This window comes from Actinocorallia aurea (genome assembly GCF_054783995.1).
In genome coordinates, this window is record NZ_BAAGPQ010000034.1 from 17,829 (window position 1) to 44,494 (window position 26,666).

Consider the following 26,666-nt stretch of genomic DNA (forward strand, 5'->3'; position numbering starts at 1 on the left):
CGCCCTCCGGTGTCCGCTTCACCCGGCCGACGCGGGACCCAGGCCCCAGAAGATCAGGACCAACCGCTTGCTTCGGGGACGGTGGAAGGCTCGGCGCGGGGTGGGGGATGCTGGGGAGGTGGACGGATTCGAGGTGCAGCGGCCGCGGCTGATGGGGCTGGCCTACCGGATGCTGGGCCGGGTCGCGGACGCCGAGGACGTCGTCCAGGAGGCGTGGCTGCGGTGGGCGGCGGCGGACCGGGAGAACGTGGCCGATCCGGAGGCGTTCCTGGTCCGGACGACCACCCGGCTGGCCATCGACCGGCTGCGCAGGGTCCAGGCACGGCGCGAGGTGTACCCCGGCGAGTGGCTGCCCGAGCCCGTCCTCACCGCGACGGACGACGCCGCCGACCAGGTCGTGCGGACCGAGTCGGTGACGATGGCGGTCCTCGTCGTGCTGGAGCGGCTGTCCCCGCTGGAACGGGCGGTGTTCGTGCTGCGGGACGTGTTCGAGGAGCCCTATCCGGTGATCGCCGAGGCGCTGGGCAAGGCGGAGCCCGCGGTGCGGCAGCTCGCGGCGCGGGCGCGGGCGCACGTCCGGGAGGGGCGCCCGCGCTACGAGGTCGACCGGGAGCGGTGGGGGACGGCCGCGGCCCAGTTCTTCCTCGCCTGCGCGACCGGCGACATGGACGCGCTCCTCGCGACCCTCGCCCCCGACGTCACGCTGACCGGCGACGGCGGCGGGCTCGCGCCCAACGCCCTGCGGATCGTGCGCGGCGCGGCCAAGACCGCGCGGCTGCTGGTCGGCATCGTCCACGGCCAGGGCATGGCGCACTACCTGGCCCGGCTCGGCCTGCGGGACGCGCAGCCGGGCTTCCAGCTCGTCGACGCCAACGGCAGGCCCGCCGTCGTCCTGACGATGGACGGCCGCCCGGCGGTGTTCTTCCAGCCCACGATCGTCGACGGGCGCGTCCAGGAGGTGTTCGTCATCACCAATCCCGCGAAGATGGCGGGCCTGATGTCACAGAAGGCGGGCCCGCTGCGTCCTTGACGCATGACGACCCTCACCATCATCGGCGGCGGCCTCGCCGGCCTGACCGCGGCGATCAGCGCCGCCGAGCGGGGCGCGTCCGTCGTCCTGCACGAAGCGCACGCCGAACTGGGCGGACGCGCCCGCACCACCGACGGCCCCTACCGCGCCAACGACGGCGCGCACGCCTTCTACGCCGACGGCGCCCCCTGGCGCTGGCTGAAGAAGCGCGGCCTCGTCCAGCCCTTCCATGCCATCCGGCCCTTCTCCCTGACACGTCTGTACTTCCGCCGCGACGGCGCGACGCGGCACCTCCCGCCCGCGCCGCTCCTGCGCGCGATCCTCCTGAGCAGGCGGCACCGCGCGCCCGTCGACCTGCCGTTCCGGCAGTGGGCGACCGAGCGGTTCGGCGAGGCCGCGGCCGAGGCCGCGATCGGCCTCCTCGGCCCCGCCACCTACTTCCACGACCCGGGGGTCCTCTCGGCGGCGTTCTGCCAGGAACGCCTGCACCGGGTCGCCGCGCTGTCCTACCCCGTCACGCGCTACCCCCGCGGTGGCTGGGCGACGATGGTCGGCCGCATGCGGCGGCGCGCCGAAGAACTGGGCGTGCGGATCGAGACGGGCTCCCGCGTCACCGCGCTCCCCGAGGACGGGCCCGTCATCGTCGCCACCTCCCTGGACGCGGCCCGCGGCCTCCTGGACGACCCGTCCCTGACGTGGGAGAGCGGCCGGGCCGCCTGCCGCGACGTCGCCCTGCGCACCGGGCCCGGGGACGCGTTCCTCGTCTTCGACCTCGATGAGCGCTCCCTGGTGGAGGACTACTCCGCCGCAGACGCCATGCTCGCCCCGGCCGGGCACTCGCTCGTGCAGGGCTTCGTCCCGGCGCGGCCCGAGGAGTCCAAGGCCGACGCCCTCCGCCGGCTGGACCGCGCCTTCGACGGGGCGTTCCCCGACTGGAGGACGCGCACCGTGTGGGAGCGCGACCAGATGTCCCACCACCGCACCGGCGCCCTCGACCTGCCGGGCCGCACCTGGCGCGACCGCCCCGCCGTCTCCCGGGGCGACGGCCGCTTCCTGGCCGGAGACGCGGTCGCCGCCCCCGGCATGCTCGCCGAGGTCTCCGTCACCAGCGCGCTGCGGGCCGCCGAGCTCGCCGTGTCCCTGGCGCGCCGGACCTCTGCCGGAAGCCGAGGCCGGTCCGCCTCCTGACCCGGCACGCCCGCCGGGACCGCGCCCGATCGCAGTCCCGGTGGGACGCGCGGGCGGACCCGCGTCAGGTGGGCGGAGGCGGCGGGGCGGCCATGACGGCGGCGAGGGCGGTGGCGAAGCGGGAGGGGGCGACGTCGGCGGGGGAGCGGCCGAAGTAGCCCTGGAGGAGGTGGTAGCCGGTGAGGGCGGAGACCGCCACGGTGAGCAGCGCGTGCGGGTCGTCGTGGGCGGGGCCGCCCGGGAGGTCGCGCACCAGGTGCGCCGCCTCCTCCATGATCCCCTGGTCGACGAGGACGCCGCCGATCTTCAGGGTCAGGTCGGGGAATCTGCCGTGCTCGCGGGCCAGCAGGTTGATCAGCGGTCTGACCCTGGCCATGTAGTCGAGCTGCTGGAGGAAGCGGCGGGTGAGCGCCTCGCGCGGATCGGCGACGGCGCCGCGCTCGAACTCCTCCCGGAAGGCCTGCGCCCGTTCCAGTTCGCGTTCGAGGACCGCCCGGAACACCTCCTCCTTGGAGCGGAAGTGCCGGTAGAAGCTGCCGCTGCCGGGGGAGAGCCCGGCGAGTTCCTCGATGCCGGTGACTGTGGTGCCGTTGAAGCCGTGCCGCTGGATCAGTTCCAGCGCGGCGTCCAGGATGCGTGCGCGCGTAGGGGAGGCCACAGGGGCAACGTAGCCCTTGCCCTTGCAAGAAGGTTCTTGCACACTGAGGCCGCAGAGGCCACCCACCCCCCGAAAGGCCCTCTCATGCCAGCGAAGCATGTTCTCTCCCTGCGTTCCTTCCGGCTGACCGCCGCCGCCGTGCTGGCCGCGGGCGCCGTCGTCGCCACCGCGGCGCCCGCGCACGCCGACGGCGCCGTCACCGTCTCGGCAAAGCAGCAGAACTGGGTGTTCCGCGACGCCCAAGGCCGCGAGGTCACCCTGCGCGGCTTCAACGTCGCGGGCAGCACCAAGCTCTACGAGAACGGGCTTCTCCCGTTCAAGAGCGCCGCGGACGCCGCCAAGTCCGCGCAGGCGATGCGGGACCTCACCGGCGCGAACGCCGTCCGCTTCCTGATCAGCTGGGAGGGCGTCCAGCCCGCCGCGAACACCATCGACCACGCCTACCTCGACAAGGTCGTCGCACAGGTCCGGGAGTTCACCGACCGCGGCATCCGGGTCCTCATCGACTACCACCAGGACCTCTACTCCGCGCACCTGTTCAACACCGGAAGCTGGTACACCGGCGACGGCGCGCCCAAGTGGGTGATCCAGGCGGGCGGGTACCCGAAGGAGTCCTGCGGGATCTGCATCCTGTGGGGGCAGAACATGCAGACCAACAACGCGGTGCGCAAGGCCGCCTACGACTTCTGGCGCGACCGGGTCCTCACCACCCCGTCCGGGACGGTGGGCGTCCAGTCCGCCTACCTGACGCAGGCCAAGGCCATGATGACCCACCTCCGCCAGCAGCTCCCCGCCGCGTCCTTCGCCAATGTCGTCGGCCTCGACCCGTTCAACGAGCCGTTCGACGGCGGCCTGGACGGCGGCAGCGGCGTCGAGTGGGAGAAGAACCACCTGATGCCCTTCTACCAGCGGATCCGCACCGCCATGGACGAGGCGGGCTGGACGGCCAAGCCCGCCTTCGTCGAGCCGCTGGTGTTCTGGAACACCTGGGCCGCCGAGGAGGGCGGCATGACGACCGTCGGGCAGCTCGGCAGCCGCATGGTCTTCAACAGCCACTACTACGACGGCGCCCGCCTCACCCTCGACGTCTCGGCCGCCTCCGACGGCGTCTACACCGACGAGATGAACGAGATCCGCCAGCGCGCCGCGTCCCTCGGGACCGCGCCGATCCTGTCGGAGTTCGGCGGCAAGATGACCGGCAACGGCAGCGACCGCACCCCGTGGATGATGCGCGCGACCTACCAGGCCGCCGACGCAGGGGTCGCGGGCAAGACCTGGTGGACGAACCCCGCCGCGGGCGGCAACGTGCTTTCGGCCCTGCAATGGCACTGGGACATCTACAGCGGACGCCACAACGAGCTGATGAACTTCAACCCGAACAAGGTCAAGACCGCGGGCGACGCCTGGAACGACGAGGACCACTCGGTGGTGAGCACCGACGCGGCAGGGGCCGTCACGATCCGGCTCGACCAGCGCGTCCTCGACCGGCTCTACCCGTCGGCGGTGAACGGCGACACCCTCGGCTTCGCCTACGAGGACCTCGCCCGCTCCGGATTCGGCGGCGCGGGCACCCAGACGCAGTGGCTCATCGCCCCGTCCTCGCTGCCGAACACCGCGTCCCTCACCCAGAACCGGCAGCACGGCGTCCTGGTCTGGAAGTCCGCGTCCGCCGACGTCCCGACCGAGCTCCACCTGCCCCGGTCCTTCGCGAACGGCTCCACCACCGTCGTCAGCGATCTGGCCTCCTTCACCGGCATCCCCGGCGCCGGCCCGATCACCGCAGCCGTCGAGACCGGCTCCACCACCGCCCGGAAGCTGAGCGTCTCCGCCGCCCCCGGCACCCACTACGCCCTCATCGTCAACACCGCGACCGGCACCGCCCCCACCGCGGCCCAGCTCACCGCGGTCCGCACCGAACTGGCCGCCTGGCTCACCCAGAAGTTCCCGGGCTGACGTCCGCGGTTCCGCGACCCCCGAGCGGGGGTCGCGGAACCCGCGGTCAGGCGCGGCAGAGGATCTCGCCGTGCGGGACGGCGAACCAGCCGTCCGGGTGGTCGGCGAAGGACTGCCAGGCGCGGGACAGGCGCGCCAGGTCCTCCCGGGTGGCGAATCCCGCGGCCAGCGCCTGGTCGGCCATCGCCGACTCGCGGATCCTGTCGCGCCACATCTCGCCCCACCAGCGGCGCTCCTGCGGGGTGGCGTGGCACCACACCGACGCCGACGGCGCCACTTCCGTGCAGCCCGCCGCGTGCGCCCAGGCCAGCAGGCGCCTTCCGGCGTCGGGCTCGCCGCCGTTGGCCCGCGCGCACTTCAGGTAGAGCGCCAGCCATTCGTCCAGCTCCGGCGCCGCGGGATGCCAGAACATCCCGCTGTAGTCCGCGTCGCGGGCCGCGACGATCCCGCCCGGACGGCACACCCGGCGCATCTCCCGCAGCGCCGCGACGGGATCGGCCACATGCTGCAGCGTCTGATGGGCGTGCACGACGTCGAAGGCCCCGTCCTCGAAGGGCAGCGCGTAAACGTCCGCGGCCTGGAACGAGACGTTCGCGACGCCTTCCGCCCGCGCCCGCGCCTCGGCCAGCACCCCTTCGGCCAGATCGACCCCGACGACCCGCGCGACCCGCCCCGCCAGATCGACCGTGATGCTCCCCGGCCCGCACCCGACGTCCAGCACGACGTCGTCCGGCCGCAGATGCGGCGCCAGATACGCCGCCGAGTTCGCGACGTCCCGCCACCGGTGCGAGCGCAGCACCGAATCGTGATGCCCATGCGTGTACTTCTCGTGGTCGGCCATGCCGGCCACTGTAGCCGGGCGTCTCATTAAATGAGAACTGTATCTCATTATTTGGACAGTAGGCAGAGATCTCCTCGGCGCTGACGCGGATTTGGGGATCGCGGGCGGATCATTGAAGAGTGGGAGGCGAAGGGGACGAGGAGACGCTCGCGAGGCTGAGAGCCGCCGCGCTGCCCCTGTTCGCGAACCTGGGCTACGACGGCACCGACACCCGGATGATCATGAATGCCGCGGGCCTGCCGCGTGCGGCCGTCGCCGCTGCGGGCGGCCGCAAAGGCCTGTACCTGGCCATCGTCGACATTTACTACCGGGAGCAGGTCGCGGCGCTCGACGCGATCGCCGAGCACTTCACCCCGGACGAGCCAGGGGTCCTCCGTCTCCTGGAGGGCATGCTGGAGTTCTACCTCGACCACACCTCCGAGATGGCGATCTGGCAGCACCGCTATCTCCGCGACGCCGCCGACCTGATCGACATCGACGCCGTCTACCGGGAGCCGATGTTCCGGCGCATCGTCGATCTGCTCGGCCCCGAGATCACCGAGCGGATCGACCTTCCCATGGCCATCAGCATCGTCAGCTGGAGCCTGCGCGGCTTCATCAGCGAGGGCGTCGTCCGGCCGGGCGAACCGCCGCTCGGCCCGCACACCCCCGAAGGCAAGCGTCGCTTCCGCTCCTACCTTCCCCATCTGGCCAGCCTGTTCTTCCCCGAGGAAGATCGCCGCCGTTGACGGAACCGGCCCGGATACGCCGGCGATACGGGCCTGCTTCTAGCATCGAGGGCATGCGCGTGTTGATCGTCGAGGACGAGCCCTATATGGCGGAGGCGATCCGGGACGGCCTGCGCCTTGAGGCCATCGCGGCCGACCTCGCCGGAGACGGCGACACCGCCCTGGAACTGCTGGGCGTCAACCGCTACGACATCGCCGTCCTCGACCGCGACATCCCCGGCCCGTCCGGTGACGAGATCGCCGCGCACATCGTCGCCTCCGGCAGCGGCATGCCCATTCTCATGCTCACCGCCGCCGACCGGATCGACGACAAGGCCTCGGGCTTCGAACTCGGCGCCGACGACTACCTCACCAAGCCCTTCGCCATGCGGGAACTCGTCCTGCGGCTCAGGGCCCTCGACCGCCGCCGCGCCCACCACAGGCCGCCCGTGCGGGAGATCGCCGGCCTCCGGCTCGACCCGTTCCGCCGCGAGGTCCACCGCGACGGCCGCCATGTCGCGCTCACCCGCAAGCAGTTCGCCGTGCTGGAGGTCCTCGTCGCGGCAGGAGGCGGCGTCGTCAGCGCCGAGGAACTGCTGGAGCGGGCCTGGGACGAGAACGCCGACCCGTTCACCAACGCCGTCCGCATCACCGTCTCGGCCCTGCGCAAACGCCTCGGCGAACCCTGGATCATCGCCACCGTGCCGGGTGTCGGCTACCGCATCGAGGCCCGGGGAGGGGACGGTGCCTAGGCGGCCGGGGCTGAGCGTCCGCCTCAGACTCGCCCTCAGCTACGCCGGATTCCTCATGCTCGCGGGCGTCCTCCTGCTCGCCACCGTGTACTTCTTCCTCCTGGGCGACCTGCGCGTCGCCCAGAGCGCCCCCGGCACCGGTTTCGTGCCGCTCCGCCATATCGTGATGAACTCCTACCTGCCCGCGACCGCAGTGGCGCTGGCGTTCCTGCTGGTCTTCGGCCTCGTCGGCGGATGGCTCCTCGCCGGCCGGATGCTCGCCCCGCTGGACCGCATCACCGAGGCGACCCGCCTCGCCGCGACAGGCTCCCTCTCCCACCGGATCCGGCTGCCGGGCCGCGGCGACGAGTTCCGCGAGCTCGCCGACTCCTTCGACGGCATGCTCGCCCGGCTGGAGGCCCACATCGCCGAGCAGCGGCGGTTCGCCGCGAACGCCTCGCACGAGCTGCGCACCCCGCTGGCGATCTCCAAGGCGCTCCTCGACGTGGCCCGCGCCGACCCGACCCGCGACACCCACGTCGTCATCGACCGCCTCACCGCCGTCAACACCCGCGCGATCGACCTCACCGAGGCCCTCCTGCTGCTCAGCCGCGCCGAACAGCGCTCCTTCGGCCGGGAGCGGGTGGATCTGTCCCTGCTGGCGGAGGAGGCGACCGAGACGCTCCTCCCGCTCGCCGAGAAGCGCGGCGTCGCCGTCGAGACCTCCGGCGACATCGCCCCCGCCCTCGGCTCGCCCGCACTCCTGCTCCAGCTGACCATGAACCTCGTGCAGAACGCGATGGTCCACAACCTGCCCGACGGGGGCTCGGTCCGGGTGACGACCGCCGCGACCCCGGGACGCGCGGTCCTCACCGTCGAGAACACCGGCGCGTTCCTCCCGCCGCAGCTCGTCGCCACCCTCACCGAGCCGTTCCAGCGCGGCACCGAACGCGTCCATGCCGACCACGCGGGCGTCGGCCTCGGCCTGGCCATCGCCAAGACCATCACCCGCGCCCACGACGGCACCCTCACCCTCACCCCCCGCCCCGGCGGCGGCCTGCAGGCCACCGTCGTGCTCCCCGCCCCGCCCCCTGCCTGAGGGGGCGGGCGCAGGTCGCACGCCCGCACCCTCGGGGCTCAGCCGAGCGGCAGGTCGGTGAAGGACGGGTGGAGGCGGCGGGTGTGGTCGACGCGGCGGGCCTCGCCGGTGAGGACCACCTCGGCCGTCAGGCGCACGTCGGCGCTGGAGGCGCTGAGGCGCAGCTCCAGCGCGCCGGGCTCGACGCGGCGCGTGCCGTCGCGGCCGGTGAAGGACGCGAGGTCGGCGGGGACCGCGACGGAGACCCGCCGGGCCTCGCCCGCGCCGAGCGCCACCCGGTGGTAGCCGACGAGCCGCTGCACGGGCTGCACGACGGACGCGACGGGGTCGTGCAGGTACAGCTGGACGACCTCGGCCCCGGCCCGCGCCCCGGCGTTGCGGACGGTGAACTCCAGGAGGAACTCCCCGTCCGTGCCGGCCTCGGCGGCGCGCACGGCGAGATCGGTCCAGTCGAAGGCGGTGTACGACAGCCCGTGCCCGAACCCGAACGCCGGAGTCGGGTCGGTCGCCGACACTTCGGTCGCGTGGCCCAGCCGGGCCGCCAGGTACGTCGACGGCTGGACGTTCGGTCGCGCCGGAACGCTGACCGGAAGCCGCCCCGACGGATTGATCCGCCCGCTCAGCACGCCCGCGACCGCCGCGGTGCCCTCCTCACCGGGGAAGAACGCCTGGACGATCGCGGCGGACTCGCCGACCGCCCGCCCGAGGGCGTAGGGGCGTCCGGCCAGGAGGACCGCGACGAGCGGCGTCCCGGCGTCCAGCAGTGCGTCGAGCAGCGCCTGCTGGACGCCCGGAAGGACGAGCGACTCGGTGTCGCATCCCTCGCCGCTGGTGCCGCGCCCAAACAGCCCGGCCCGGTCGCCGAGCGCGACGACCACGAGGTCCGCGTCCCGCGCGGCGGCGACCGCCTCGGCGAATCCGGAGGTGTCGTCCTCGTCGACCGGGCATCCGCGCGCGTAGACGAGGTCGGTATCGGGGAATTCGGCGGCGAGCGTCTCCCGCAGGGTCGGCAGGGCGATGCCCGTCGCGACCTCCGGGTGCTGCACGCCGACGTGCATCGGGAACGAGTAGCAGCCGAGCACCGCCGTCGGCGTGTCCGCGTTCGGGCCGATCAGGGCGATCCGTCCGGGCCGGGTCAGCGGGAGCGTCCCGTCGTTGCGCAGCAGCACGACCGCTTGTTCGGCGAGCTCCCGCGCCAGCGCGCGGTTGTCCGGCCCGTCGAGGTCGACGGTCCCGCGCAGCGCCTCGGGGTGGGCGAGGTCGGCTCCGGCGAGCGCCTCGGGCACCGCGTCCCAGCCGGGATCGAGCAGGCCCAGTTCGGCCTTCTGGGTGAGAATCCGCAGGACGGCCCGGTCGATGACCTTCTCCGGGACGCGTCCGGCGGCCACCTCGGCGAGCAGCGGCGCGCCGAAGGCCTTCACCGTCGGCAGCTCCACGTCGAGGCCCGCCGCGAGCGCCTGTCCGGCCGCCTCGCCGGAGCTCCCGGCGACCCCGTGGAGGGTCCTGAGGAAGTCGACCGCGAAGTAGTCCGAGACGACGGTCCCGGTGAACCCCCACGTGTCGCGCAGCAGCCCGGTGAGCAGCCGCTCGTCCGCCGCCGAAGGCACTCCGTCAAGGTCGGTGTAGGAGTGCATGACCGACCGCGCGCCGCTCTCCCGGATCGCCATCTCGAACGGCGGCAGGATCACGTCGGCGAGCTCACGGGGCCCCATGCCCACGGGCGCGAGGTTCCGCCCCGCCCGCGAGGCCGAGTACCCCGCGAAGTGCTTGAGCGTGGCGACGATCCCGGCCGACTCCAGCCCCCGCACATAGGCCGAGGCGATGCTCCCGACCAGGTACGGGTCCTCGCCGATCGTCTCCTCGACCCGGCCCCAGCGGCCGTCGCGCGTCACGTCGAGCACCGGGGCGAGCCCCTGGTGGACGCCCAGCGCCCGCATGTCGCGGCCGATCCGCGCGGCGACCCGCCCGACCAGCTCGGGGTCGAACGAGGCGCCCCACGACAGCGGCACCGGGTAGGCGGTGGCCCGCCAGGCGGCGAACCCGGCGAGGCACTCCTCGTGCGCCATCGCCGGAATGCCGAAGCGGGACGCCGCCGCGATCCGCCGCTGCGTCCGCAGCAGCGACAGCGCGCCGAGCGCCGGATCGACCGGCGCGGTGCCGAACGGACGGGTCAGCTGGCCCAGCCCGTGCGGCAGCAGTTCCTCCAGCGCGGGCGGCTCCTCCATCTCGTGCTGGTACGGGGCGACCTCGCCGCCTTCGTCGGACGCGCCGACCCACAGGCCGTAGAGCTGGGCGGTCTTCTCTTCGAGGGTGAGCAGGGGGAGCAGGGCCTCGGCGCGGGCGCGCGGATCGAGGGAGACGTCCCGCCAAGCGGGCACGGCGTCCGTGCCGGTGGTCGAGTCGGTGGCGGTGTTCAAAGGAGTGTCTACTTTCCCCCGACGCCCATCAGCCCCTGGATCAGGGCCCGCCGGGCGAACAGGTAGACGATGAAGATGGGGAGCATGGACAGCACGACCGCGGCGAGCAGGCCGGGCACGTTCATGCCGAACTGGGTGCGGAAGTCGTAGAGGCCGAGAGTGATGAGCTTGCTCTCCTGCGACTGAGTGAGGACCAGCGGGAACAGGAACCCGTTCCACGCCTGGAGCGCGGAGAACACGGTGATCGTCGACAGGCCGCCCTTGGACAGCGGCAGCACGAGCTGGAAGAACGTCCGCCACGTCGAGGCCCCGTCGATCGCCATCGCCTCGTACAGCTCGGTGGTGATCTCCCGCATGACGCCGCAGATCACCAGCGTGCACACGGGCAGCGCGAACGCCGCGGTCGGCAGGATGATGCCGATGAGGCTGTCGTACAGGCCGACCTCGCTCATCAGGTAGAACATCGGCACCAGCACGGCCTGCGACGGGATCGCCAGGCCCAGCAGGAAGACGCGGAACACGAACGTCGTCGCCCCGCCCCTGCTGCGCACGATCGCGTAGGCCAGCGGCGGCACCACCAGCAGCACGATCGCGACCACCGCGCCGGTGACGACGAAGGTGTTGACGAAGTAGCGCCGGAACCCGCCGGTGAACAGGTCGACGTAGTTCTGGAGCGTGAGGTCGTCGGGCACGCCGAGCGCGCCCGTCTTCGCGTAGCCCGTCCGCGTCTGGAGCGAAGCGGCGAGCATGACGTACAGCGGCAGCCCTATGAGCGCGAGCCAGACGACGGAGCCGATCCCGGCGAGATAGTTCGGACGGCGTCGCATCACAGTCCCTCCGTACTGGATCGCATCCGGTCGTAGCCGGACAGGCGGACCATGACGAGCGAGACCAGCGACGCCGTCACCACCAGGACCATCGCGACCGCCGAGGCCAGGCCGAAGTCGAAGCCCTTGAACGCCTTGTCGTACATGTAGTAGGCGGTGATCGTGGTGTCGGTGCCCGGCCCGCCCTGGGTGAGGATCAGCACCGTGTCGAACGTGGTCAGGCCGCCGACGACCATGAGGATCATCGAGGTGATCATGGCGTTGCGCAGCTGCGGCAGGGTGATGTGCCAGAACGCGCGCACCCGGCCCGCGCCGTCGATCGCCGCGGCCTGGTACAGCACCTGCGGGACGCCGCGCGCCGCGCCCTGGTAGATCAGCGTGTGGAACGGGGTGAACTGCCAGACCCCGACGAACACGAGCACCGCGATCGCCGTGCTCTGCTCGCCCATCAGGTTGCCGTCGCCGAACAGCCAGGTGGCCTGCGACGGGACGCCCCAGTTCGGGTCGAGGAGCGTCCGCCACAGCACCGCGACGGCGGTCGAGGACAGCAGCAGCGGAATGAAGTAGATCGCGGACAGCACGGCCCGGTTACGCTGTTTCCCGGCCGCCCACACGCCCAGCAGGATGCTGATCGGCGTCTGGAACGCGACGCCGAGCGCGGTGAGCAGCAGGCTCAGCCAGATGCTGTTGACCATGGTCGGGTCGGCGAGCAGCGCCGACCAGTTGTCCAGCCCGACGAACCGGGGATCGCCCAGGCCGTTCCACGCGGTGAAGGACAGCACCGCGACCCCGGCCAGCGGGATCAGGGCGAACAGGACGAAGAAGACTGTGGCGGGCAGCGCCCAGAGGAACCCGGGGCGGGTGGACGCGGCGCCGGACCGGCGTGCGGCCCGGCGCCTGCCCGCAAGAGCTGCGGAGAGGGAGGTCATCGGCGGGTCCGGTCAGGACGCCTTCGGCAGGGCCTGCATGGCCTTGATGAAGCCGTCGGCGTCGACCGAGCCGTCGAAGAAGCCCTGCATGGCCGCGAGCATCGGGGTGCCGGCCGCGGGCGGGTAGGCCTGGTCCCAGGAGAGCTGGAAGGCCGGGGCCTGCTTCACCAGGCCGAACTGGAACTTCGAGTACTCGGGGCTGGCCGAGGTGTCGAGGAACTGCTCGGTGTTCGTGGTCGTCGGCAGGTTGCCGATGCCGAGCTGGGCCTGCACGAACTCGTCGGAGTACATGAGCTTCAGGAACTCCGCGACGGCCTCCGGGTGCTCGGTGTCCTTCAGGACCGAGTAGAAGTTGTTGGTGTTGCCGACGATGTCCGCCGGGTCGCCCTTGCCGCCGGAGATCGTCGGGAAGGCGCCGTAGCCGAGGCCGTCCTTGGCGAAGTCGGGGTCGATGTTCTGGTGGGCGGCGTAGGCCCAGGAGCCCATCAGCTCGAAGGCCGCCTTGCCCCGGGAGACGAGCGTGGGGGAGCCGTCGTCGGTCCAGCGGACCGAGTTGAAGTTCGTGCCGAAGGCGCCCGCGTCGATCAGCTCCTTCAGCTTGGCCAGCGCGGCCCGGCTGTCGGCGCCGTCCCACACCGCGGTGTCACCGGCGATGGCCTGCCTGAACAGGTCGGGGCCGGCCACGCGGTCGTAGACGTACTCGAACCACATGAGGATCGGCCACTTGTCGCCGCCGCCCAGCGCGATCGGCGTGACGCCCGCGGCCTTCAGCTTCGCGACCGCCGCCAGCAGCTCCTCCCACGTCGCGGGCAGGGAGATGCCGTTGTCGGCGAGCACCTTCTTGTTGTGGAACAGCATGACGGGCTGGGTGCCGCGCATCGGGACGCCGTAGGGCTTGCCGTCGACGGTCGCGGTGTCGAACACCGAGGGGAGGAAGCTGGACTTCAGCGCCGGGTCCTTCGCGATGAACTCGTCGAGCGGCAGGAGCAGGCCGGCCTGCACGAACGGGGCGATGCTGCCGCCGCCCCAGTTGAAGAACACGTCCGGCGCCTGGTCGGAGGCGATGACCGTCTGGAGCTTCGCCTGGTAGTCGGCGCCCGGGATCGTGTCGAGGACCGCCTTGACGTCGGAGGTCTTGTTGAACGTCTCGACGAGCTGCGTCTCGACGGTGTTGCCGGTGTCGCCGTAGACCAGGACGTGGATCTCTCCTCCGGCTTCGCCGCCGTCGTCGGAGTCTCCGCCGCACGCGGTGAGGGCCAGGCTCAGGGCGAGTGCCGCGCCGCCTGCCGCGGTGCGGGTGAGCCAGGTACGTCTCTTCATCGCTGACCTTTCGAAAAGTTTCGAGCGGGGAATCGAAACATCGTGTGACCCGGGACACTAGAGCGCGCTCTTGAAGCGGTCAAGTCCCAACTTTTCGATCACGGACGTACCTGTGTTCCTGGTGGGAAGGCCTTATGCTGCTCCCCATGCAGGAAGACGAGGGAGCAGGCCGGGTCACCTTGGCCCAGGTGGCCGACGAGGCAGGCGTCTCTGTTTCGACAGTTTCGAAAGTTCTCAACGGGCGGCAGGACGTGTCCCGGCCGACCCGCCTCCGGGTCGAACGCCTCCTGGAGGAACACGGCTACCGCCGCGCCCCCATGTCGGCGGGGGAGGCCCCCCTCATCGAGATCGTCTTCCACGAGATCGAGAGCCTGTGGGCGATGGAGCTCATCCGGGGCGTCGAGACCGTCGCCAAGGCCAACGACGCGAGCGTCGTGCTGACCGCGAGCGGCACACGGCACGCCCCCGGCCCCGAGTGGCTCGACGGGGTCCTGCGGCGGCGCCCCCTCGGCGTCGTCCTCGTCTTCTCCAGCCTTCCCGCGGAGATCAAGCAGCAGCTGCGGTCGCGGGCGATCCCCTTCGTCGTCATCGACCCGGCGGGCGACCCGGCCCCCGACGTCCCGTCGGTGGGCTCCGCCAACTGGTCCGGCGGCCTCGCCGCCACCCGCCACCTCATCGAATGCGGCCACCGCCGCATCGCGATCATCACCGGCCCCGAGGACATGCTCTGCTCCCTGGCCCGCCTCGACGGCTTCCGCTCCGCCATGAACATGGCGGGCCTCGAAGTCGACCCCACCCTCGTGGCCTACGGCGACTTCCACGTCGAAGGCGGCCACCGCCACGCCCTGGAGATGCTCTCCCGCCCCGACCGCCCCACGGCGATCTTCGCCGGCAGCGACCTCCAGGCCCTCGGCGTCCTCGAAGCGGCCCGGATCCACAACCTCCGCGTTCCCGAAGACCTCTCCGTCGTCGGCTACGACAACGTCGCCGTGGCCCGCTGGTCCAGCCCCGCCCTGACGACCATCCACCAGCCGCTGCGCGAAATGGCCGAAGCCGCAGCCCAGATGCTCCTCGCCCTCCGCACCGGCGCCCCCACCACCACCCGCCTGGAACTGGCCACCAGCCTGGTCCTCCGCAAGAGCACCGCCCCACCGCCCGAGAACCCCTGACCCACCCCGCGTCCCCCCCATTGTGGATCTTTGTTGATTTTCGGACATTCCGAAGCCGTGACCCGGCATACTCGCGAACGGCGCGCACCGGCGCGCCGGGACGGGGTCGGGCATGCGCCGCTGGGTGACGCTCCTGGTGTGGGCTTCGATGACGCCCTTCGCGGTGTGGGCGATCCTCCGCCTGGCCGGCTGGGACCTGGGCTTCCGCTGGACCCAACTGGTCGCCTTCACCCCTTATGTCGCGGCCCTCTCGGTCTTCGCCCCGCTCCTCGCCCTCGCCCTCCGCCGCCGGCCCGCCGCCCTCACCGGCCTGGCCGTCACCCTCGTCCTCGCCTCGCTGCTCGTCCCGCGCGTCCTGACCGACGGCGAGCCCCCCGCCGCAGGGCCGGAAATCCGCGTCCTCAGCGTGAACACCCTCCACGGCAAGACCCGCCCTTCCCGCATCATCGAACTGGTCCGCGAACTCCGCCCCGACGTCCTGTCGGTGCAGGAACTCTGGACCGACGACCGCGCCGAACTCGACGCCCTGGGCCTCGGCGCGACCCTCCCGCACCGCCTCGACGGCACCAACGGCACGTCCCTCTTCTCCCGCTTCCCGGTCACCTCACCCGGCCCGTCACCCGAAGGCTCCATCCGAGCCGAGGCGGCGGTCCCGGGCTACGAGGCCCCCGTCGAGTTCGTCGCCGTCCACGCCTGCGCCCCCGTCCACCCGGGCAAGGCAGCCTGCTGGCGAGCCGGCCAGGAGACCATCCCACCGGCCACTCCGACCGGCCGCCTCCGCATCCTCATCGGCGACTTCAACGCCACCTTCGACCACCCCACCTTCCGCCGCGTCCTGGACACCGGCTACCGCAGCGCGGGAGCGGCGCTCGGCAAGGGCCTCACCCCCACCTGGCACGACCGTAAGCGCCCCCTCCCCGGAGTGGCCATCGACCACGTCCTGGCCGACCGCCGCATCGCCTTCCTCGACTTCTCCACACACGACCTCCCCGGCAGCGACCACCGCGCCGTCCAAGCCCGCCTCCGCCTCCCCTGACCCCCGCGCCCGGGGCCGCACCGTGAGCCGTCGCGAGTGCCGCGGGACACGGGTCCCTTGCGGGACGGGTGGAGGGAGGCAAGGGTCGGGCTATGAGGATTCGAGGTGCTGTGGTCGCGGTGTGCGCGGTGGTGGCGGGCGGGGGATGCCAGGGGGAGCTGGGCCCGCCGTATCCGGAAGGGCCGCCGCCGTCGATGCGACCGACCTTCGTCCCGCCCCGATCGCTGGAAGTGGGCGGGGCGACCTGGGTGCGCGACGAGCAGGCCGAACGCCTGGGCCGGTGGCGACGGCTTCTCCCGGGCTGGATGGCCGAAGGCGAACTGTACGGGGAGCGGTGGGCCGTCTACCGCGGCGCGAACGGCGGCGCGCGCCTGGAGTTCCTCGGCGGAGTCGCCGTCGGGCATCCGGCCTCGGTGCTCGGCGAGATCGAGGAGTCCGTGGCCGCGCACGACGCCGCGTCCATCGAGCCGACGACGACGGAGGGCGGGCCCACCGGCCTGTGCTTCGACTTCTCCGAACCCTCCCGATCCGCCTGCGCCTGGGCCACCGACGGAACAGTCGCCGTCATAGCGACCACCCACCCCGAAACCCTCCCAGCCGACCTCCCCGCCTACTACACCGCCTTCTCCTCCACCCTGACCCCACCCACCCCCGCCCCCCGCTGACCCCCGTGCGTGTCAGAGGAGGTCGGGGTCCGTGGTGATCTCGACGACGATCCATGGGGTGTAGGGCAGGGCTGCGAGGTCGTCGTGCAGGGAACGGCGCACGCGGTCCTCGTCGGCGATGTCGCAGCGGCCCGGCGGGACCACGAAGCCGACCTCGACGTAGACCCTGTTGCCCATCTTGGAGGTGCGCAGCACCGGCTCGGGAAGCCCTTCGGAGGCCCGCGCCCGTTCGACGGCGGCACCGATCCGCTGCTGCACGGCAGGGTCGGGAGCGGACTCCAGCAGCTCCGACACCGCCTGGCGGAGCATGCGCACGGGCAGCCCGACGAGCATCACGCAGGTCACCAGGACCAGCACCGAGTCGGAGTACGCCGCCGCGCCGCGCCAGCCCGCCTTGACCAGCAGGAGCGCCACGACGCCGCCGACCGCGATGAGAAGACTGGACACGGCGCCCGCGAACCAACCCGCCGCCTCCGCCCGGATCAGGTCCGACCGCGGCCCGCGCCGCGCCAGGTACCCGTACGTCGCGAGACTCGCGAGCCCGCCCACCGCCCCGTACGCGGCAAGGCTCGCGGGCGCCACCTCCGACCCGCCGCCCAGGACGACCCGGACGGCCTCCACCGCCGCGTAGGCCAGCGTCCCGAACAGCGCGAGACCCTGCACGCCCACGACCATCGGCACGAGCGGCTCCCGCCCGAACGGGAACCGCGGCGTGGGCTCGGCGGAGGCGGCCCGCGAGGCGTACAGCGCGAGCGCCGACAGCCCCAGCCCGAGAACGACATAGACCCCGTCGAGCAGGATCACCTGCGAGCCTGCCGCGAACCCCCACCCCAGGGCCACGACCCCGAGCCCGACCGACACCGCCATCGAGAACCCCAGCCCACGGCGCTCACGCCGCGTGGCCCCGACCCGCTCCCCGTCCCCCACCACACCATGATCACAGCCACCCACCCCCACGACAACGACCCCGCCCCCGACCCGCGCCGCCGCCCCGGACCGGGACGCCCCTCTACGATGGCGACCATGACCGAACCGAGTTCGCTTCAGGAGATCCGCGACCGCATCGACGCCCTGGACACCGGCCTCGTCCGCCTCCTGGCCGACCGCCAGGCCCTGGTGCGGCAGGCCGCCCGCTTCAAGCGCGACGAGGACGCCGTCCGGGCCCCGGCCCGCGTAGACCAGGTCATCGCCTCGATCCGCGCCCGCTCCACCGAAGCGGGCCTCTCTCCCGACATCGCCGAAGCCATCTGGCGCACCATGATCACCTCTTTCATCACCATGGAGCTCAACGAACACCGCACCCCGGCCCCGCACGCCCCCTGAACCCTCCGACCGCGCACGCGCCGACCCGGCGTCAGCGGTCCGGGGACGGCGCGCTCGAGCTCGTCCCGCTCAGCGCGCCGGGACCGACCGCGCCCCGAATCGACGGTCCCGGGCCCGCCGCCCCGCGCCCGGCCCCGCGGACGTCACTGGCCCATGACGTACTTGACCGTCGGTCCCGCGGTCCAGCCGCCGTCGACGGCCAGCTCCGCGCCCGTGATGTAGGAGGCGGCGTCGGACAGCAGGAAGACGACGGCCGCGGCGATCTCCTCCGCCTCGCCCACCCGGCCCATCGGGGTGTTCGGGTAGTTGCCCTCGCCCTGCTGGATGCCGGTCTGCGCGGTCATCGGGGTGTACGTCATGCCCGGGTGCACCGAGTTGACGCGGATGCGCTCCGTGCCGAGCTCCACCGCGCCGATCTTGGAGAGGCCGCGCACGCCCCCTTTGGAGGCGCCGTTGCCGGCCGTCAGCGCGAGCCCCATCAGCCCGGCCGCCGAGGAGATGTTGACGATCGAGCCGCCACCGCGCGCCCGGAACGCGGGGACCGCGGTCTTCATGCCGATGAAGACGCCCGTCAGGTTGACGTCGAGGATGGTGCGGAAGCGCTCGACGGACTCGTCCGCGAGCGGCACCCCGGTGGCGATGCCCGCGTTGTTGACCAGGCCGTCGAGGCCGCCGAAGTCCGCGACGGCGAAGCCCACCGCGGAGTTCGGTGGCCTCGGACACGACGAGGACGGCGAGCAGCGTCCGCGCGTGACGGTCAGAAGGGACCGCTGATCACGGGCGACCGCCTCAGTCCGGATACGGGCAGCACCCCGACCGGGTCAGCGGGGGGTCCAGGTGATGCGTCGGCCTGAGTGGAAGGTTCTGGCGCCTTCGATGAGGGAGGCGTCGTCGGTGCCCAGTTGGATGAGGGACTGGCCCATTTCCAGGGCGGCTCGGTAGCTGGACTCCTGGGCGGTCCAGATGGACTTCACCGTCGTCTCGGTGGCCAGGGCCGGTTGGGACGCGATCTGGGCGGCCAGCTCCAGGGCCCGGGGGAGGAGGGCTTCGGGGGCGGTCAGCTCCTGAACCAGGCCGATCTGGTGGGCGCGCCCGGCGGTCATGCGTTCGTAGGCGCCCATGAGGGACATGCGCATGATCTCGCCCAGGGGCATGCGCTGGAGCATCATCATGGGTTCGAAGACGGCGGCCATGCCGTAGGTGGTGTGGGGGTCGAAGAAGCTGGCGGTCTCCGCGGCGATGATGAACTCGACCTCGCCCAGGAGGTAGAAGGCGCCCGCGCAGGCCATGCCGTTGACGGCGGCGATCACCGGTTTGTAGAGGTGGCCCGCGGTTTTCGGGGGCAGGAAGTGGCCCGGGTCGTTGTGGTGCAACGGGACCGCGCCGTTCTCGCCCACCGCTTCGGCTTTGCGGTCCAGGCCGGTGCAGAAGGCCCGGTCGCCTGAGCCGGTGAGGACGATGGCGCGGATCTGCTCGCGGTCGCGCAGGTGGCGCCAGCAGGAGGCGATCTCGCGCATCATCACCGAGTCGAAGGCGTTGAGGACCTCCGGGCGGTCGAGGGTGATCACCGCCACTCGGTCGATTTCCTCGTATTTGACGGTCTTGTACCGGGGGAGGTCGGTGGAGGTCATGCGGGGTCCTCTACGCCTGGATGAGGGACAGGGAGTCGAGATCGCGGATCATGGCGCAGGAGCGACGGGCCATGGTCAGGAACATGGCGTCGCCGCGTTCCGTGGCGGTGCCGTAGGCGCAGCCCAGGACGGTGATCAGGGGGCCCTGGACGGCGGCGAAGCGGTAGTCCTCGTAGCAAGCTTCGAAGGTGTAGCCGGTGACGCCGTGGGCCGTCAGCTCCGAGTGGTAGGCGGCGACCACGTCGCGTTCGCAGGAGGCGCGGGCGGCGGGGTCGAGGCCGGTGCCGAGGAGGAAGGCGACGTCACGGAGGGGGTGGCCGAGGCTGAGGGTCTGCCAGTCGACGGCGGTGACCTCGGCGCCCGACGGGGGGAAGAGGAGGTTGTCGAGGCGGTAGTCGCCGTGGACCAGGCCGAAGCGGTCGGGGCGGGCGACGGCCCAGGCGACGACCGAGGCGGCCACGTCGCGGAGGGTGGCGGCGTCCTCGGGGGCCAGGCGGCCGGGGAAGCGGGAGATGAAGGTTTCGACTGCCGGGACGAAGGCTTGGCCCAGCAGGTCGGCTTCCTCTTCGCCGACCTTGCCCAGCCAGTCGTGGTCGAGGAGCGTCGGGTCGCACCAGCGGGGGCCGTGGAGCCCGGCGAGGTTGCGAGCGGCGGCTTCGGCCTGGGCGGCGTCGCAGCCGGAGAGCTGGTCGCCCTGGACGGACGGGGCCGCGTCCTCCAGGAGGAGGGTGAAGGCTGTGCCGTCGTCTGAGATGGCGCTGTAGTGGCACTTCGGGGCGCGGACGGCGACTGTGGGGGCGATGTCCTGGTAGAAGCGGACTTCGGTGCGGTAGGCGGAGCCGAGGAAGGCGCGGGAGGCGGGGTCCTCTGCGGGGAGTTTGGCGATGAGGCGGGACGGGACGCCGGGGCCGCCGGCCAGTTCCAGGCGGTAGCAGGTGCCGATCTGGCCCGAGCCGACGCGCGTCGCGGAGACCGCGGTCACCGGGGCGCCGAGGGCCGCGGTCAGCCAGGCCGCGTCGAGGAGTTCGGGGGAGTCGACGACCGGCGGAGGGCCGCCGGAAGCTTCAGAGAGGTCGACGCGCACGGTGGGCTCCTTTGCGTGGGCGCGGTGCCGTGGGAGGGGCGGGCGGCAAGGGGTGGGGCGCACCGGCCGCTGGACCGGCGGCCGGTGCGCCGGAGGGGGTCAGGCCTGGAAGCGGGCCGGGTTGAGGTCGGTGCGGACGCCGAAGGAGTCGGGGCGCATCTTCCGGTAGGCCTCGACCACCGGCTCCAGTTCGGCAGGGGTGGCGCCGTGGAGGATGACGCCGTCGGCGCCGTGCGCGAACTGGTCGAGGACCTTCGCCGCGCACTGCTCGGCGGAGCCCGTCGCGGAGGCGGCGAGCCATTCTGCGGGGATCAGCGTGCCCAGGTGTTCGAGCTGGTCGGTGGTGGCGGTGGCGTCGAAGGCCCCGGCGAAGGTGCTGACCATGTCGTCGGCCCGGAAGCGGGCCAGGACCTCGGGGTCCCAGCCGTTCAACCCGACGAGGAGGTCGCCGTAGCCCTGGAGGTAGGTCGCCAGACGGCCGGTGAGCTTCTTCAGGCGCAGGTCGTAAGGGATGTGGTCGCCCACGACGGCCAGCACCGACCACACGCGGACCGACGAAGGGTCGCGGCCCGCCTGCTCGGCGCCGCGCCGCACCGCCGCGACCGAGCGCTCCAGCAGTTCGTCGCCGAAGAAGGTGTGCAGGACGACGCCGTCGGCGACCCGGCCCGCGAACTCCAGGGTCTTCTCGCCCATCGCGGTCAGCAGGATGGGGATGTCCTCGTTGAAGGAGGAGTCCTGCATCAGGTAGGGGAACTTGCCTGCGGGGCCGTCGTGGCCGAGGACGGGCTGCCCCTTCCACAGGGTCCGCAGGATGCCGATGACGTCTTCCAGTTGGGCGCTCGTCACGCGGGGCACGCCCATGACGTCGAAGAGCATGTCGAAGCCGCGGCCGAAGCCCAGCGCGAAGCGGCCGCCGGTGAGGCGGTGCATCGTCGTCGCGAACGTCGCGGTGAGCAGCGGGTGCCGTGTGTTGTGGTTGGTGGCCGCCGTCGCTATGCCGAGCCGCTCCGACGCCGCGCCCGCGGCCCCCGAAAGCGTGGCCGCCTCCTTGGCGTTGAACCTTTCGGAGAGGAACACCGCGCCGAGGCCGAGGCGTTCGCCGTCGCGTACTTCGGAGAGGAGGTCGCGGGGGGTGGCGGAGTGGCCGGCGAGGCCGTAGAAGCCGAGTTCCCAGAGGTCGTCCATAGAGAAGGACTCCGTTCAGTGCGCGATCTTGGGGGTGGGGGTGAAGCGCACCTTCATGCTCTCGTAGCCGGACACGAAATTGGCGGGCCGATAAGCGGGTTCTGTGCCGTCGACGGGTTCGAGGTCGGGGAGCCGCGCCAGGAGGCGTTCGAACATCACCTTCAGCTCCAGCCGGGCGAGGCTGTTGCCGAGGCAGAAGTGCGGGCCGTTGCCGAAGGCGATGTGGTCGTTCGGGGTGCGGGCGACGTCGAAGGCGAACGGGTCGGCGAACACGTCGGCGTCCCGGTTGGCCGAGGGGTACAGCAGGAGCACGTTGTCGCCCTCGTTGATGAGACTGCCGTTCAGTTCGAAGTCCCGGGCGGCGGTCCGGTTCATGTTCTTGATCGGCGACACCCACCGCAGCATCTCTTCGACGGCCGTGGGGATGCGCGAGGGGTCGTCGATGAGGCTCTGCCGCTGGGCGGGGTGCAGGGCGAGCTGGTACATGCCGCCGGAGATGACGTGCCGGGTGGTCTCGTCGCCGCCGATGAGGATGAGCAGCGACTCCTGGATGAGCGAGTCCTGGTCGAGGCGGTCGCCGTCGATCTCGGCGTGCACGAGGATGCTGAGGAGGTCGTCCATCGGGCAGCCGCGCCGCTCGGAGATCGCGCCTGCCGCGTACTCGTTGAACCCGGTGAACGCCTCGCCCGCCTTGACCAGAAGGTCGGGGTCGTCGCCTCCGGTGAGGCCGGACAGCATGTCGTCCGACCACTTCAGCAGCGTCGCCCGGTCGGACGGCGCGACGCCGAGCGCGTCGGCGATGACGATGAGGGGCAGCAGCGCGGCGATGTCGGAGACGAAGTCGCACTCGCCCTTCTCGCACACGTCGTCGATGATCTCGTCGCAGATCCGCCGCAGGTAGGCCTCCTGGTCCGAGACGCGGCGGGGCGTGAAACCCGCCGAGACGAGCTTGCGCCGCATCTTGTGCTGCGGATCGTCCATGTCGATCATCATCGGCATGGGGAAGGAGTCGGCGCGGATGCCCTGGGCGTTGGAGAACACCTCGGGCATGCGGGAGGCGCGCTTGAGGTCGGCGTGCCTCGACACCCCCCAGACGCCCGCGTTGGCGTCCCAGTAGACCGGGACGTTCTCCCGCATCCACGACATCTCCTCGTGCGGGTTCCTGCCCCAGAACTCGCCGCTGATCAGATTGATCGACGGGTTGACGGGCTGGTCGGCTCTACCGGGCATGGGCAACCTTCCTCAAGGGGTGGGGGCGAAGGCCTTCAGGCGGTGACGCGCACGGGCAGCTTGGACAGGCCCCGGACGTTGCTGGAGTAGGCCCACTCGATCCCGGACTCGTCGTAGTCGAAGTCGGGGAAGCGCTTCAGCAGCTCCTCGAACGCGACGCGCGTCTCCAGCCGGGCGAGGGACGCGCCCAGGCACAGGTGGCGGCCGAAGCCGAAGCTGACGTGCCGGTCGATGTCGCGGGAGAGGTCGAAGACGTCCGGGTCGGCGTACTTGCGCTCGTCGCGGATGGCCGACCCCGTCACGAGGATGACCCGCTGGTCGGCCGGGATGACGGTGCCGTGCAGTTCCACGTCGCGGGCCGTCCACCGCCCCTGGTAGTGCGACGGCGGGTCCCACCGGAGCATCTCCTCGACGGCGTTGCCGAGCAGCGCGGGGTCGGCGACGATCGCGCGCCGCGCCTCGGGGAACCGGCTGAGCGCCATGACGCCGTTCGGGATGAGCTTGGCGACGGTCTCGTGCCCGGCGAAGGCGAGTTCCAGGAACCGTGAGGCGAGCTCACTGTTACCCAACGACCGGGTTGAGCCGTCCTCCTCCTCGACCGGCGTGTTCATGAGGAGGGTGATCACGTCGTCGCCGGGGTTCGCGCGGCGCTCCTTCACCAGGTCCGAGAGCAGCCCGAGGAGTTCCGCGCTGGCGACGAAGGCGTCCTCGGGCGTCTTGTTGTCCTCGGTCCGGTGCGCGACCCGGTCGCTGAGGTGGTGGATCCGCTCGCGCTGCTCGGCGGGGATCCCGATCAGCTCGCTGATCACGTCCAGCGGAAGCCGGAACGAGAAGTTCTCGACGAGGTCGAACTCGCTGACGCCGTCGAGCTTGTCGAGGAGGTCGGCGGCCGTCCGCCGGATGAACGGCTCCAGCGCCGCGATCCGCCGGGGGGTGAACAGCCGCGCGACGATCTTGCGGTGCATGGTGTGCTCGGGCGGGTCCTTGACGATGAGGAACGGCGCGCCCCGGTCGACGCCCTCGATCGTCACGCCGTGCGCGCTGGAGTACGTCTCGACGTCAAGGTGGGCGGCGACGACGTCCTCGTACCGGGTGAGCGCCCAGAAGCCGAGTTCCTCGTTGTGGTAGACGGGCGCCTCGTCCCGCAGCCGCTTGTAGACCGGGAACGGGTTCCGGACCGTCGCCCGGTGGAACGGGTTGTACTCGATCACGGGGTCTCTCCAGAGAACGGGGCCAGCGAGTCGGCGAAGGTGCCCACGACGGGCGAGGGGGAGCGGACCGTGAGGTGCTCCAGGCAGACGCCCGGCCTGCCGAGCGCGGTGGCGGCGGTGCCGAGCAGGACGTCGGCGACGTCCTGCGGGTCCATCATCTGCTCCTGGGCGAGTCCGCGGACGCCCCAGTCCTCCAGCGCGCGCATGAGGATGTCGCCTTCGAAGCCGTTGCCGAAGTCGGTGGGGAAGGTCGCGCCGATCGTCACCGTGGTGAACCGCTTCCACGGGTGCTCGGTCCGCCAGGAGACGAGCAGCCTTTCGAGAGCGGCCTTGGACGCCGCGTACGCGCCGAGCCCTGTGCGGGGCTGCACGACGGTCTCGGACGACAGCGCCATCACCATCGCGGAGGCGTCCAGCAGAGGCAGGCACGCCTTGAGCAGCCGGTGGGTGCCGACGACGTTGGCCGCGAAGACCCGTTCCCAGTCCGCGTCGTCGGTGTCGACGAGCATCTTCAGCGGCGCGACCCCGACGCAGGACACGACGAGATCGAGCCCGCCGAGTTCCTCCCGCACCGCCGCGGCGATCCGGCCCGGCCCGTCCGGCTCGGTGAGGTCGACCGCGACGGCCAGGCCGCCGCCCGCCTCGTCGCAGGCCTTGTCGAGTTCGGCCTGCCGCCGGGCGGCGAGCACCACCCGGGCGCCGGCCCGCACCGCACCGACCGCGAAGGCCCGCCCGATGCCCGCCGACGCCCCGCTCACCAGGACGCGTGCGCCCTCCAAGCCCATGGTCTTCCCTTCGTCGGGGAGGTCAGCGGCCATAAGCGATGGCCTTGATCTCCAGGTACTCCTCGAATCCGGCGAGGCCGCTCTCCCGGCCCACGCCGCTCTGCCGGTAGCCGCCGAAAGGCACGTCGGCGCCGTAGTAGAGGCCGCCGTTGACCGACATCGTGCCGGTGCGCACCCGCTCGGCGACGGCCCGCGCCCGGTCCTCCGACGCGCTCACGACCATGCCGGAGAGCCCGTAGGCCGAGTTGTTGGCGATGCGGACGGCGTCGTCGTCGCCGTCGTGGGCGAGGACCGCGAGGACGGGCCCGAAGATCTCCTCCTGCGCGACGGTCGCGTCCGGGGCGACGCCGGTGAGGACGGTCGGCTGCACGAAGTAGCCGCGCGGCAGGTGCTCGGGGATCCCGCCGCCGAGCGCGACCTTCGCCCCTTCGGAGACGCCCTTGTCGATGTAGCCGAGGACCCGCTGCCGCTGCCGCTCGCTGATGACCGGGCCCATGAGGTTGCCCGGGTCGGTCGGGTCGCCGTACGGCCAGTCCTTGAGCATGTCGACGAGCAGTTCGACGCCCTCGTCGTAGCGCGCTCGCGGCAGGACGAGCCGGGTGAGGATCGCGCAGCCCTGCCCGGCGTGCGTGGTGATCTGGAAGGCGGCGTTCCCGACGGCGGCCTTGAGGTTGGCGTCGTCGAGGGCGAGGAGCGCTGACTTGCCGCCGAGCTCCAGGAACACCTTCTTGATGGTCTCTGCGCCCGCCCGCATGACGCTGCGGCCGGTGTTGGTCGAGCCGGTGAAGGACACGAGGTCGACGCGCGGGTCGGACGCGAGCTGCGCGCCCAGCTCGTGCGACGAGCCGACGACCACGTTGAACACGCCGGCCGGGAGGTCGGTCTCCTCCGCGACGATCCGCCCCAGGATGGTGGCGTTCCACGGGGTGTCCGGCGCGGGCTTCAGCACGACGGTGTTGCCCGCGGCCAGCGCCGGGCCGACCTTCGCGAGGATGATCTGCATCGGGAAGTTCCACGGGGTGATCGCGCCGACGACCCCGACGGCCTCCCTGCGGATGACGCGCCGGGTGCGGATGCCCATCGGGGACGCCTCCCCGAGGTCGGTCTCCCACGCGTAGGACTCGGCGACGTCGGCGATCCAGCCGAGGCCCTCGACGGGGGCGTCGAGCTGGGGTCCGTGGGTGAGCATGACGGGGGTGCCGACCTCGGCGACGACGACGCCGCGCAGCTCGTCGGCGTGCCGCTCCAGGCCCTCGCGGAGCTGGCGCAGGCAGCGGACGCGGAACGCGAGGTCGGTCGACCAGGCGGTGTCGTCGAAGGCGCGGCGGGCCGCGGCGATAGCGCGGTCCATGTCGGCGGCTCCGGCGTCGGCGGTGGCGCCGATGACCTCCTCGGTCGCCGGGTTGACGTTCTCGAAGGTGCGGCCGTCGGCGGCGGCCGTCACCGATCCGTCTATGAGAAGCAGTTCCTCGCGGGGGGCGTCCGATGTCATGGTGTCTCCACGGGGTGGTCGGAGGCGCGAGCCCGGCGCGGGTAGGGTCGCGAATCTGATTTTGAAAACTTGATGATGTATATTATTAGCAATTCGTGGGTCCTGCCAATGCCCACCGGGCGACGGGCCCCGACCCCCACCCCACGCTCCAGTGG

The 26,666-nt window shown here is 71.9% G+C and carries 25 protein-coding genes; 10 read left to right on the top strand and 15 right to left on the bottom strand.

Annotated elements, in window-relative coordinates:
- Positions 1-118: 118 nt before the first annotated feature.
- On the top strand, positions 119-1,030 hold the full coding sequence (gene sigJ, locus ACYVOM_RS35840) for an RNA polymerase sigma factor SigJ (RefSeq protein WP_460308039.1): 912 nt from the start codon (positions 119-121) through the stop codon (positions 1,028-1,030).
- A gap of 3 nt (positions 1,031-1,033) precedes the next feature.
- Positions 1,034-2,218 carry an FAD-dependent oxidoreductase gene (locus tag ACYVOM_RS35845; protein WP_460308040.1) on the top strand — a complete coding sequence of 395 codons (1,185 nt, stop codon included), beginning with the start codon at positions 1,034-1,036 and terminating at the stop codon, positions 2,216-2,218.
- A gap of 64 nt (positions 2,219-2,282) precedes the next feature.
- On the opposite strand, the gene ACYVOM_RS35850 is transcribed toward ACYVOM_RS35845, so the two are convergent.
- On the bottom strand, positions 2,283-2,876 hold the full coding sequence (locus ACYVOM_RS35850; protein ID WP_460308041.1) for a TetR/AcrR family transcriptional regulator: 594 nt from the start codon (positions 2,874-2,876) through the stop codon (positions 2,283-2,285).
- Between the two features lie 84 nt (positions 2,877-2,960).
- Between ACYVOM_RS35850 and ACYVOM_RS35855 the strand changes: the two genes are divergently transcribed.
- On the top strand, positions 2,961-4,829 hold the full coding sequence (locus ACYVOM_RS35855) for a cellulase family glycosylhydrolase (RefSeq protein ID WP_460308042.1): 1,869 nt from the start codon (positions 2,961-2,963) through the stop codon (positions 4,827-4,829).
- A 46-nt stretch (positions 4,830-4,875) separates the two neighbouring features.
- Here ACYVOM_RS35855 and ACYVOM_RS35860 read toward each other — a convergent pair whose 3' ends face one another.
- Positions 4,876-5,670, bottom strand: a complete 795-nt coding sequence (locus ACYVOM_RS35860; RefSeq protein ID WP_460308043.1) for a class I SAM-dependent methyltransferase — start codon at positions 5,668-5,670, stop codon at positions 4,876-4,878.
- A 119-nt stretch (positions 5,671-5,789) separates the two neighbouring features.
- On the opposite strand from ACYVOM_RS35860, the gene ACYVOM_RS35865 reads away from it, so the two are divergent.
- The 3 genes from ACYVOM_RS35865 to ACYVOM_RS35875 are packed head-to-tail and all read left to right on the top strand — an operon-like array spanning position 5,790 to position 8,207.
- Positions 5,790-6,398, top strand: coding sequence for a TetR/AcrR family transcriptional regulator (locus ACYVOM_RS35865; protein ID WP_460308044.1), 609 nt, complete (start codon positions 5,790-5,792; stop codon positions 6,396-6,398).
- Positions 6,399-6,451: 53 nt separating this feature from the next.
- Positions 6,452-7,129, top strand: coding sequence for a response regulator transcription factor (locus ACYVOM_RS35870; RefSeq protein ID WP_460308045.1), 678 nt, complete (start codon positions 6,452-6,454; stop codon positions 7,127-7,129).
- Positions 7,122-8,207, top strand: coding sequence for a sensor histidine kinase (locus tag ACYVOM_RS35875; RefSeq protein WP_460308046.1), 1,086 nt, complete (start codon positions 7,122-7,124; stop codon positions 8,205-8,207). Before ACYVOM_RS35870 ends, ACYVOM_RS35875 begins: the two co-directional genes overlap by 8 nt.
- 38 nt (positions 8,208-8,245) lie before the next feature.
- Here ACYVOM_RS35875 and ACYVOM_RS35880 read toward each other — a convergent pair whose 3' ends face one another.
- Genes ACYVOM_RS35880 through ACYVOM_RS35895 form a run of 4 tightly spaced genes read right to left on the bottom strand, consistent with a single transcriptional unit; the run spans position 8,246 to position 13,700 of the window.
- Positions 8,246-10,624, bottom strand: coding sequence for a beta-xylosidase/alpha-l-arabinosidase (locus tag ACYVOM_RS35880; RefSeq protein ID WP_460308047.1), 2,379 nt, complete (start codon positions 10,622-10,624; stop codon positions 8,246-8,248).
- A gap of 8 nt (positions 10,625-10,632) precedes the next feature.
- A complete protein-coding gene (locus ACYVOM_RS35885) occupies positions 10,633-11,451 on the bottom strand; it encodes a carbohydrate ABC transporter permease (protein ID WP_460308048.1) in 819 nt (272 codons plus the stop codon).
- A complete protein-coding gene (locus tag ACYVOM_RS35890; RefSeq protein ID WP_460308049.1) occupies positions 11,451-12,380 on the bottom strand; it encodes a carbohydrate ABC transporter permease in 930 nt (309 codons plus the stop codon). The genes ACYVOM_RS35885 and ACYVOM_RS35890 overlap by 1 nt, the downstream gene beginning before the upstream one ends.
- 12 nt (positions 12,381-12,392) lie before the next feature.
- Positions 12,393-13,700 carry an ABC transporter substrate-binding protein gene (locus tag ACYVOM_RS35895; protein WP_460308050.1) on the bottom strand — a complete coding sequence of 436 codons (1,308 nt, stop codon included), beginning with the start codon at positions 13,698-13,700 and terminating at the stop codon, positions 12,393-12,395.
- A gap of 146 nt (positions 13,701-13,846) precedes the next feature.
- On the opposite strand from ACYVOM_RS35895, the gene ACYVOM_RS35900 reads away from it, so the two are divergent.
- The 3 genes from ACYVOM_RS35900 to ACYVOM_RS35910 all read left to right on the top strand — a co-directional run bounded on the left by ACYVOM_RS35900 (position 13,847) and on the right by ACYVOM_RS35910 (position 16,570).
- A complete protein-coding gene (locus ACYVOM_RS35900) occupies positions 13,847-14,869 on the top strand; it encodes a LacI family DNA-binding transcriptional regulator (protein WP_460308051.1) in 1,023 nt (340 codons plus the stop codon).
- Between the two features lie 112 nt (positions 14,870-14,981).
- Positions 14,982-15,905 carry an endonuclease/exonuclease/phosphatase family protein gene (locus ACYVOM_RS35905; protein WP_460308052.1) on the top strand — a complete coding sequence of 308 codons (924 nt, stop codon included), beginning with the start codon at positions 14,982-14,984 and terminating at the stop codon, positions 15,903-15,905.
- Between the two features lie 92 nt (positions 15,906-15,997).
- Complete coding sequence (locus ACYVOM_RS35910; RefSeq protein WP_460308053.1) at positions 15,998-16,570, top strand: hypothetical protein; 573 nt, start codon at positions 15,998-16,000, stop codon at positions 16,568-16,570.
- A gap of 12 nt (positions 16,571-16,582) precedes the next feature.
- Here the strand turns inward: ACYVOM_RS35910 and ACYVOM_RS35915 are convergent, their stop codons facing one another.
- Positions 16,583-17,437 (bottom strand): cation transporter, encoded by an 855-nt coding sequence (locus tag ACYVOM_RS35915; protein ID WP_460308054.1) that lies wholly within the window; start codon positions 17,435-17,437, stop codon positions 16,583-16,585.
- A gap of 156 nt (positions 17,438-17,593) precedes the next feature.
- On the opposite strand from ACYVOM_RS35915, the gene ACYVOM_RS35920 reads away from it, so the two are divergent.
- Positions 17,594-17,893, top strand: a complete 300-nt coding sequence (locus ACYVOM_RS35920; RefSeq protein ID WP_460308055.1) for a chorismate mutase — start codon at positions 17,594-17,596, stop codon at positions 17,891-17,893.
- 143 nt (positions 17,894-18,036) lie between these two features.
- Here ACYVOM_RS35920 and ACYVOM_RS35925 read toward each other — a convergent pair whose 3' ends face one another.
- The 8 genes from ACYVOM_RS35925 to ACYVOM_RS35960 all read right to left on the bottom strand — a co-directional run bounded on the left by ACYVOM_RS35925 (position 18,037) and on the right by ACYVOM_RS35960 (position 26,511).
- Positions 18,037-18,591: an SDR family oxidoreductase gene (locus ACYVOM_RS35925; protein ID WP_460308056.1), complete on the bottom strand. Its 555-nt coding sequence runs from the start codon at positions 18,589-18,591 to the stop codon at positions 18,037-18,039.
- 123 nt (positions 18,592-18,714) lie between these two features.
- Positions 18,715-19,524 carry an enoyl-CoA hydratase/isomerase family protein gene (locus ACYVOM_RS35930; protein WP_460308057.1) on the bottom strand — a complete coding sequence of 270 codons (810 nt, stop codon included), beginning with the start codon at positions 19,522-19,524 and terminating at the stop codon, positions 18,715-18,717.
- Positions 19,525-19,534: 10 nt separating this feature from the next.
- A complete protein-coding gene (locus ACYVOM_RS35935; protein WP_460308058.1) occupies positions 19,535-20,608 on the bottom strand; it encodes a phosphotransferase family protein in 1,074 nt (357 codons plus the stop codon).
- Positions 20,609-20,707: 99 nt separating this feature from the next.
- Complete coding sequence (locus ACYVOM_RS35940) at positions 20,708-21,793, bottom strand: TIGR03857 family LLM class F420-dependent oxidoreductase (RefSeq protein ID WP_460308059.1); 1,086 nt, start codon at positions 21,791-21,793, stop codon at positions 20,708-20,710.
- Positions 21,794-21,808: 15 nt separating this feature from the next.
- A complete protein-coding gene (locus ACYVOM_RS35945) occupies positions 21,809-23,023 on the bottom strand; it encodes a cytochrome P450 (RefSeq protein ID WP_460308060.1) in 1,215 nt (404 codons plus the stop codon).
- 35 nt (positions 23,024-23,058) lie between these two features.
- Entirely contained in the window at positions 23,059-24,234 is a 1,176-nt protein-coding gene (locus tag ACYVOM_RS35950; RefSeq protein ID WP_460308061.1) for a cytochrome P450, read from the bottom strand.
- Positions 24,231-25,052 (bottom strand): SDR family oxidoreductase, encoded by an 822-nt coding sequence (locus ACYVOM_RS35955; protein WP_460308062.1) that lies wholly within the window; start codon positions 25,050-25,052, stop codon positions 24,231-24,233. The genes ACYVOM_RS35950 and ACYVOM_RS35955 overlap by 4 nt, the downstream gene beginning before the upstream one ends.
- Entirely contained in the window at positions 25,042-26,511 is a 1,470-nt protein-coding gene (locus tag ACYVOM_RS35960) for an aldehyde dehydrogenase (protein ID WP_460308063.1), read from the bottom strand. Before ACYVOM_RS35960 ends, ACYVOM_RS35955 begins: the two co-directional genes overlap by 11 nt.
- Positions 26,512-26,666 lie beyond the last annotated feature (155 nt).

Coding starts and splice junctions, on each gene's coding strand:
- ACYVOM_RS35845 (WP_460308040.1), top strand. CDS start 1,034: ATGACGACCCTCACCATCATCGGCGGCGGCCTCGCCGGCCTGACCGCG.
- ACYVOM_RS35930 (WP_460308057.1), bottom strand. CDS start 19,524: ATGACCTCCACCGACCTCCCCCGGTACAAGACCGTCAAATACGAGGAA.
- ACYVOM_RS35855 (WP_460308042.1), top strand. CDS start 2,961: ATGCCAGCGAAGCATGTTCTCTCCCTGCGTTCCTTCCGGCTGACCGCC.
- ACYVOM_RS35900 (WP_460308051.1), top strand. CDS start 13,847: ATGCAGGAAGACGAGGGAGCAGGCCGGGTCACCTTGGCCCAGGTGGCC.
- ACYVOM_RS35860 (WP_460308043.1), bottom strand. CDS start 5,670: ATGGCCGACCACGAGAAGTACACGCATGGGCATCACGATTCGGTGCTG.
- ACYVOM_RS35940 (WP_460308059.1), bottom strand. CDS start 21,793: ATGGACGACCTCTGGGAACTCGGCTTCTACGGCCTCGCCGGCCACTCC.
- ACYVOM_RS35895 (WP_460308050.1), bottom strand. CDS start 13,700: ATGAAGAGACGTACCTGGCTCACCCGCACCGCGGCAGGCGGCGCGGCA.
- ACYVOM_RS35905 (WP_460308052.1), top strand. CDS start 14,982: ATGCGCCGCTGGGTGACGCTCCTGGTGTGGGCTTCGATGACGCCCTTC.
- ACYVOM_RS35910 (WP_460308053.1), top strand. CDS start 15,998: ATGAGGATTCGAGGTGCTGTGGTCGCGGTGTGCGCGGTGGTGGCGGGC.
- ACYVOM_RS35920 (WP_460308055.1), top strand. CDS start 17,594: ATGACCGAACCGAGTTCGCTTCAGGAGATCCGCGACCGCATCGACGCC.
- ACYVOM_RS35885 (WP_460308048.1), bottom strand. CDS start 11,451: ATGCGACGCCGTCCGAACTATCTCGCCGGGATCGGCTCCGTCGTCTGG.
- ACYVOM_RS35915 (WP_460308054.1), bottom strand. CDS start 17,437: ATGGCGGTGTCGGTCGGGCTCGGGGTCGTGGCCCTGGGGTGGGGGTTC.
- ACYVOM_RS35960 (WP_460308063.1), bottom strand. CDS start 26,511: ATGACATCGGACGCCCCCCGCGAGGAACTGCTTCTCATAGACGGATCG.
- ACYVOM_RS35890 (WP_460308049.1), bottom strand. CDS start 12,380: ATGACCTCCCTCTCCGCAGCTCTTGCGGGCAGGCGCCGGGCCGCACGC.
- ACYVOM_RS35945 (WP_460308060.1), bottom strand. CDS start 23,023: ATGCCCGGTAGAGCCGACCAGCCCGTCAACCCGTCGATCAATCTGATC.
- ACYVOM_RS35955 (WP_460308062.1), bottom strand. CDS start 25,052: ATGGCCGCTGACCTCCCCGACGAAGGGAAGACCATGGGCTTGGAGGGC.
- ACYVOM_RS35870 (WP_460308045.1), top strand. CDS start 6,452: ATGCGCGTGTTGATCGTCGAGGACGAGCCCTATATGGCGGAGGCGATC.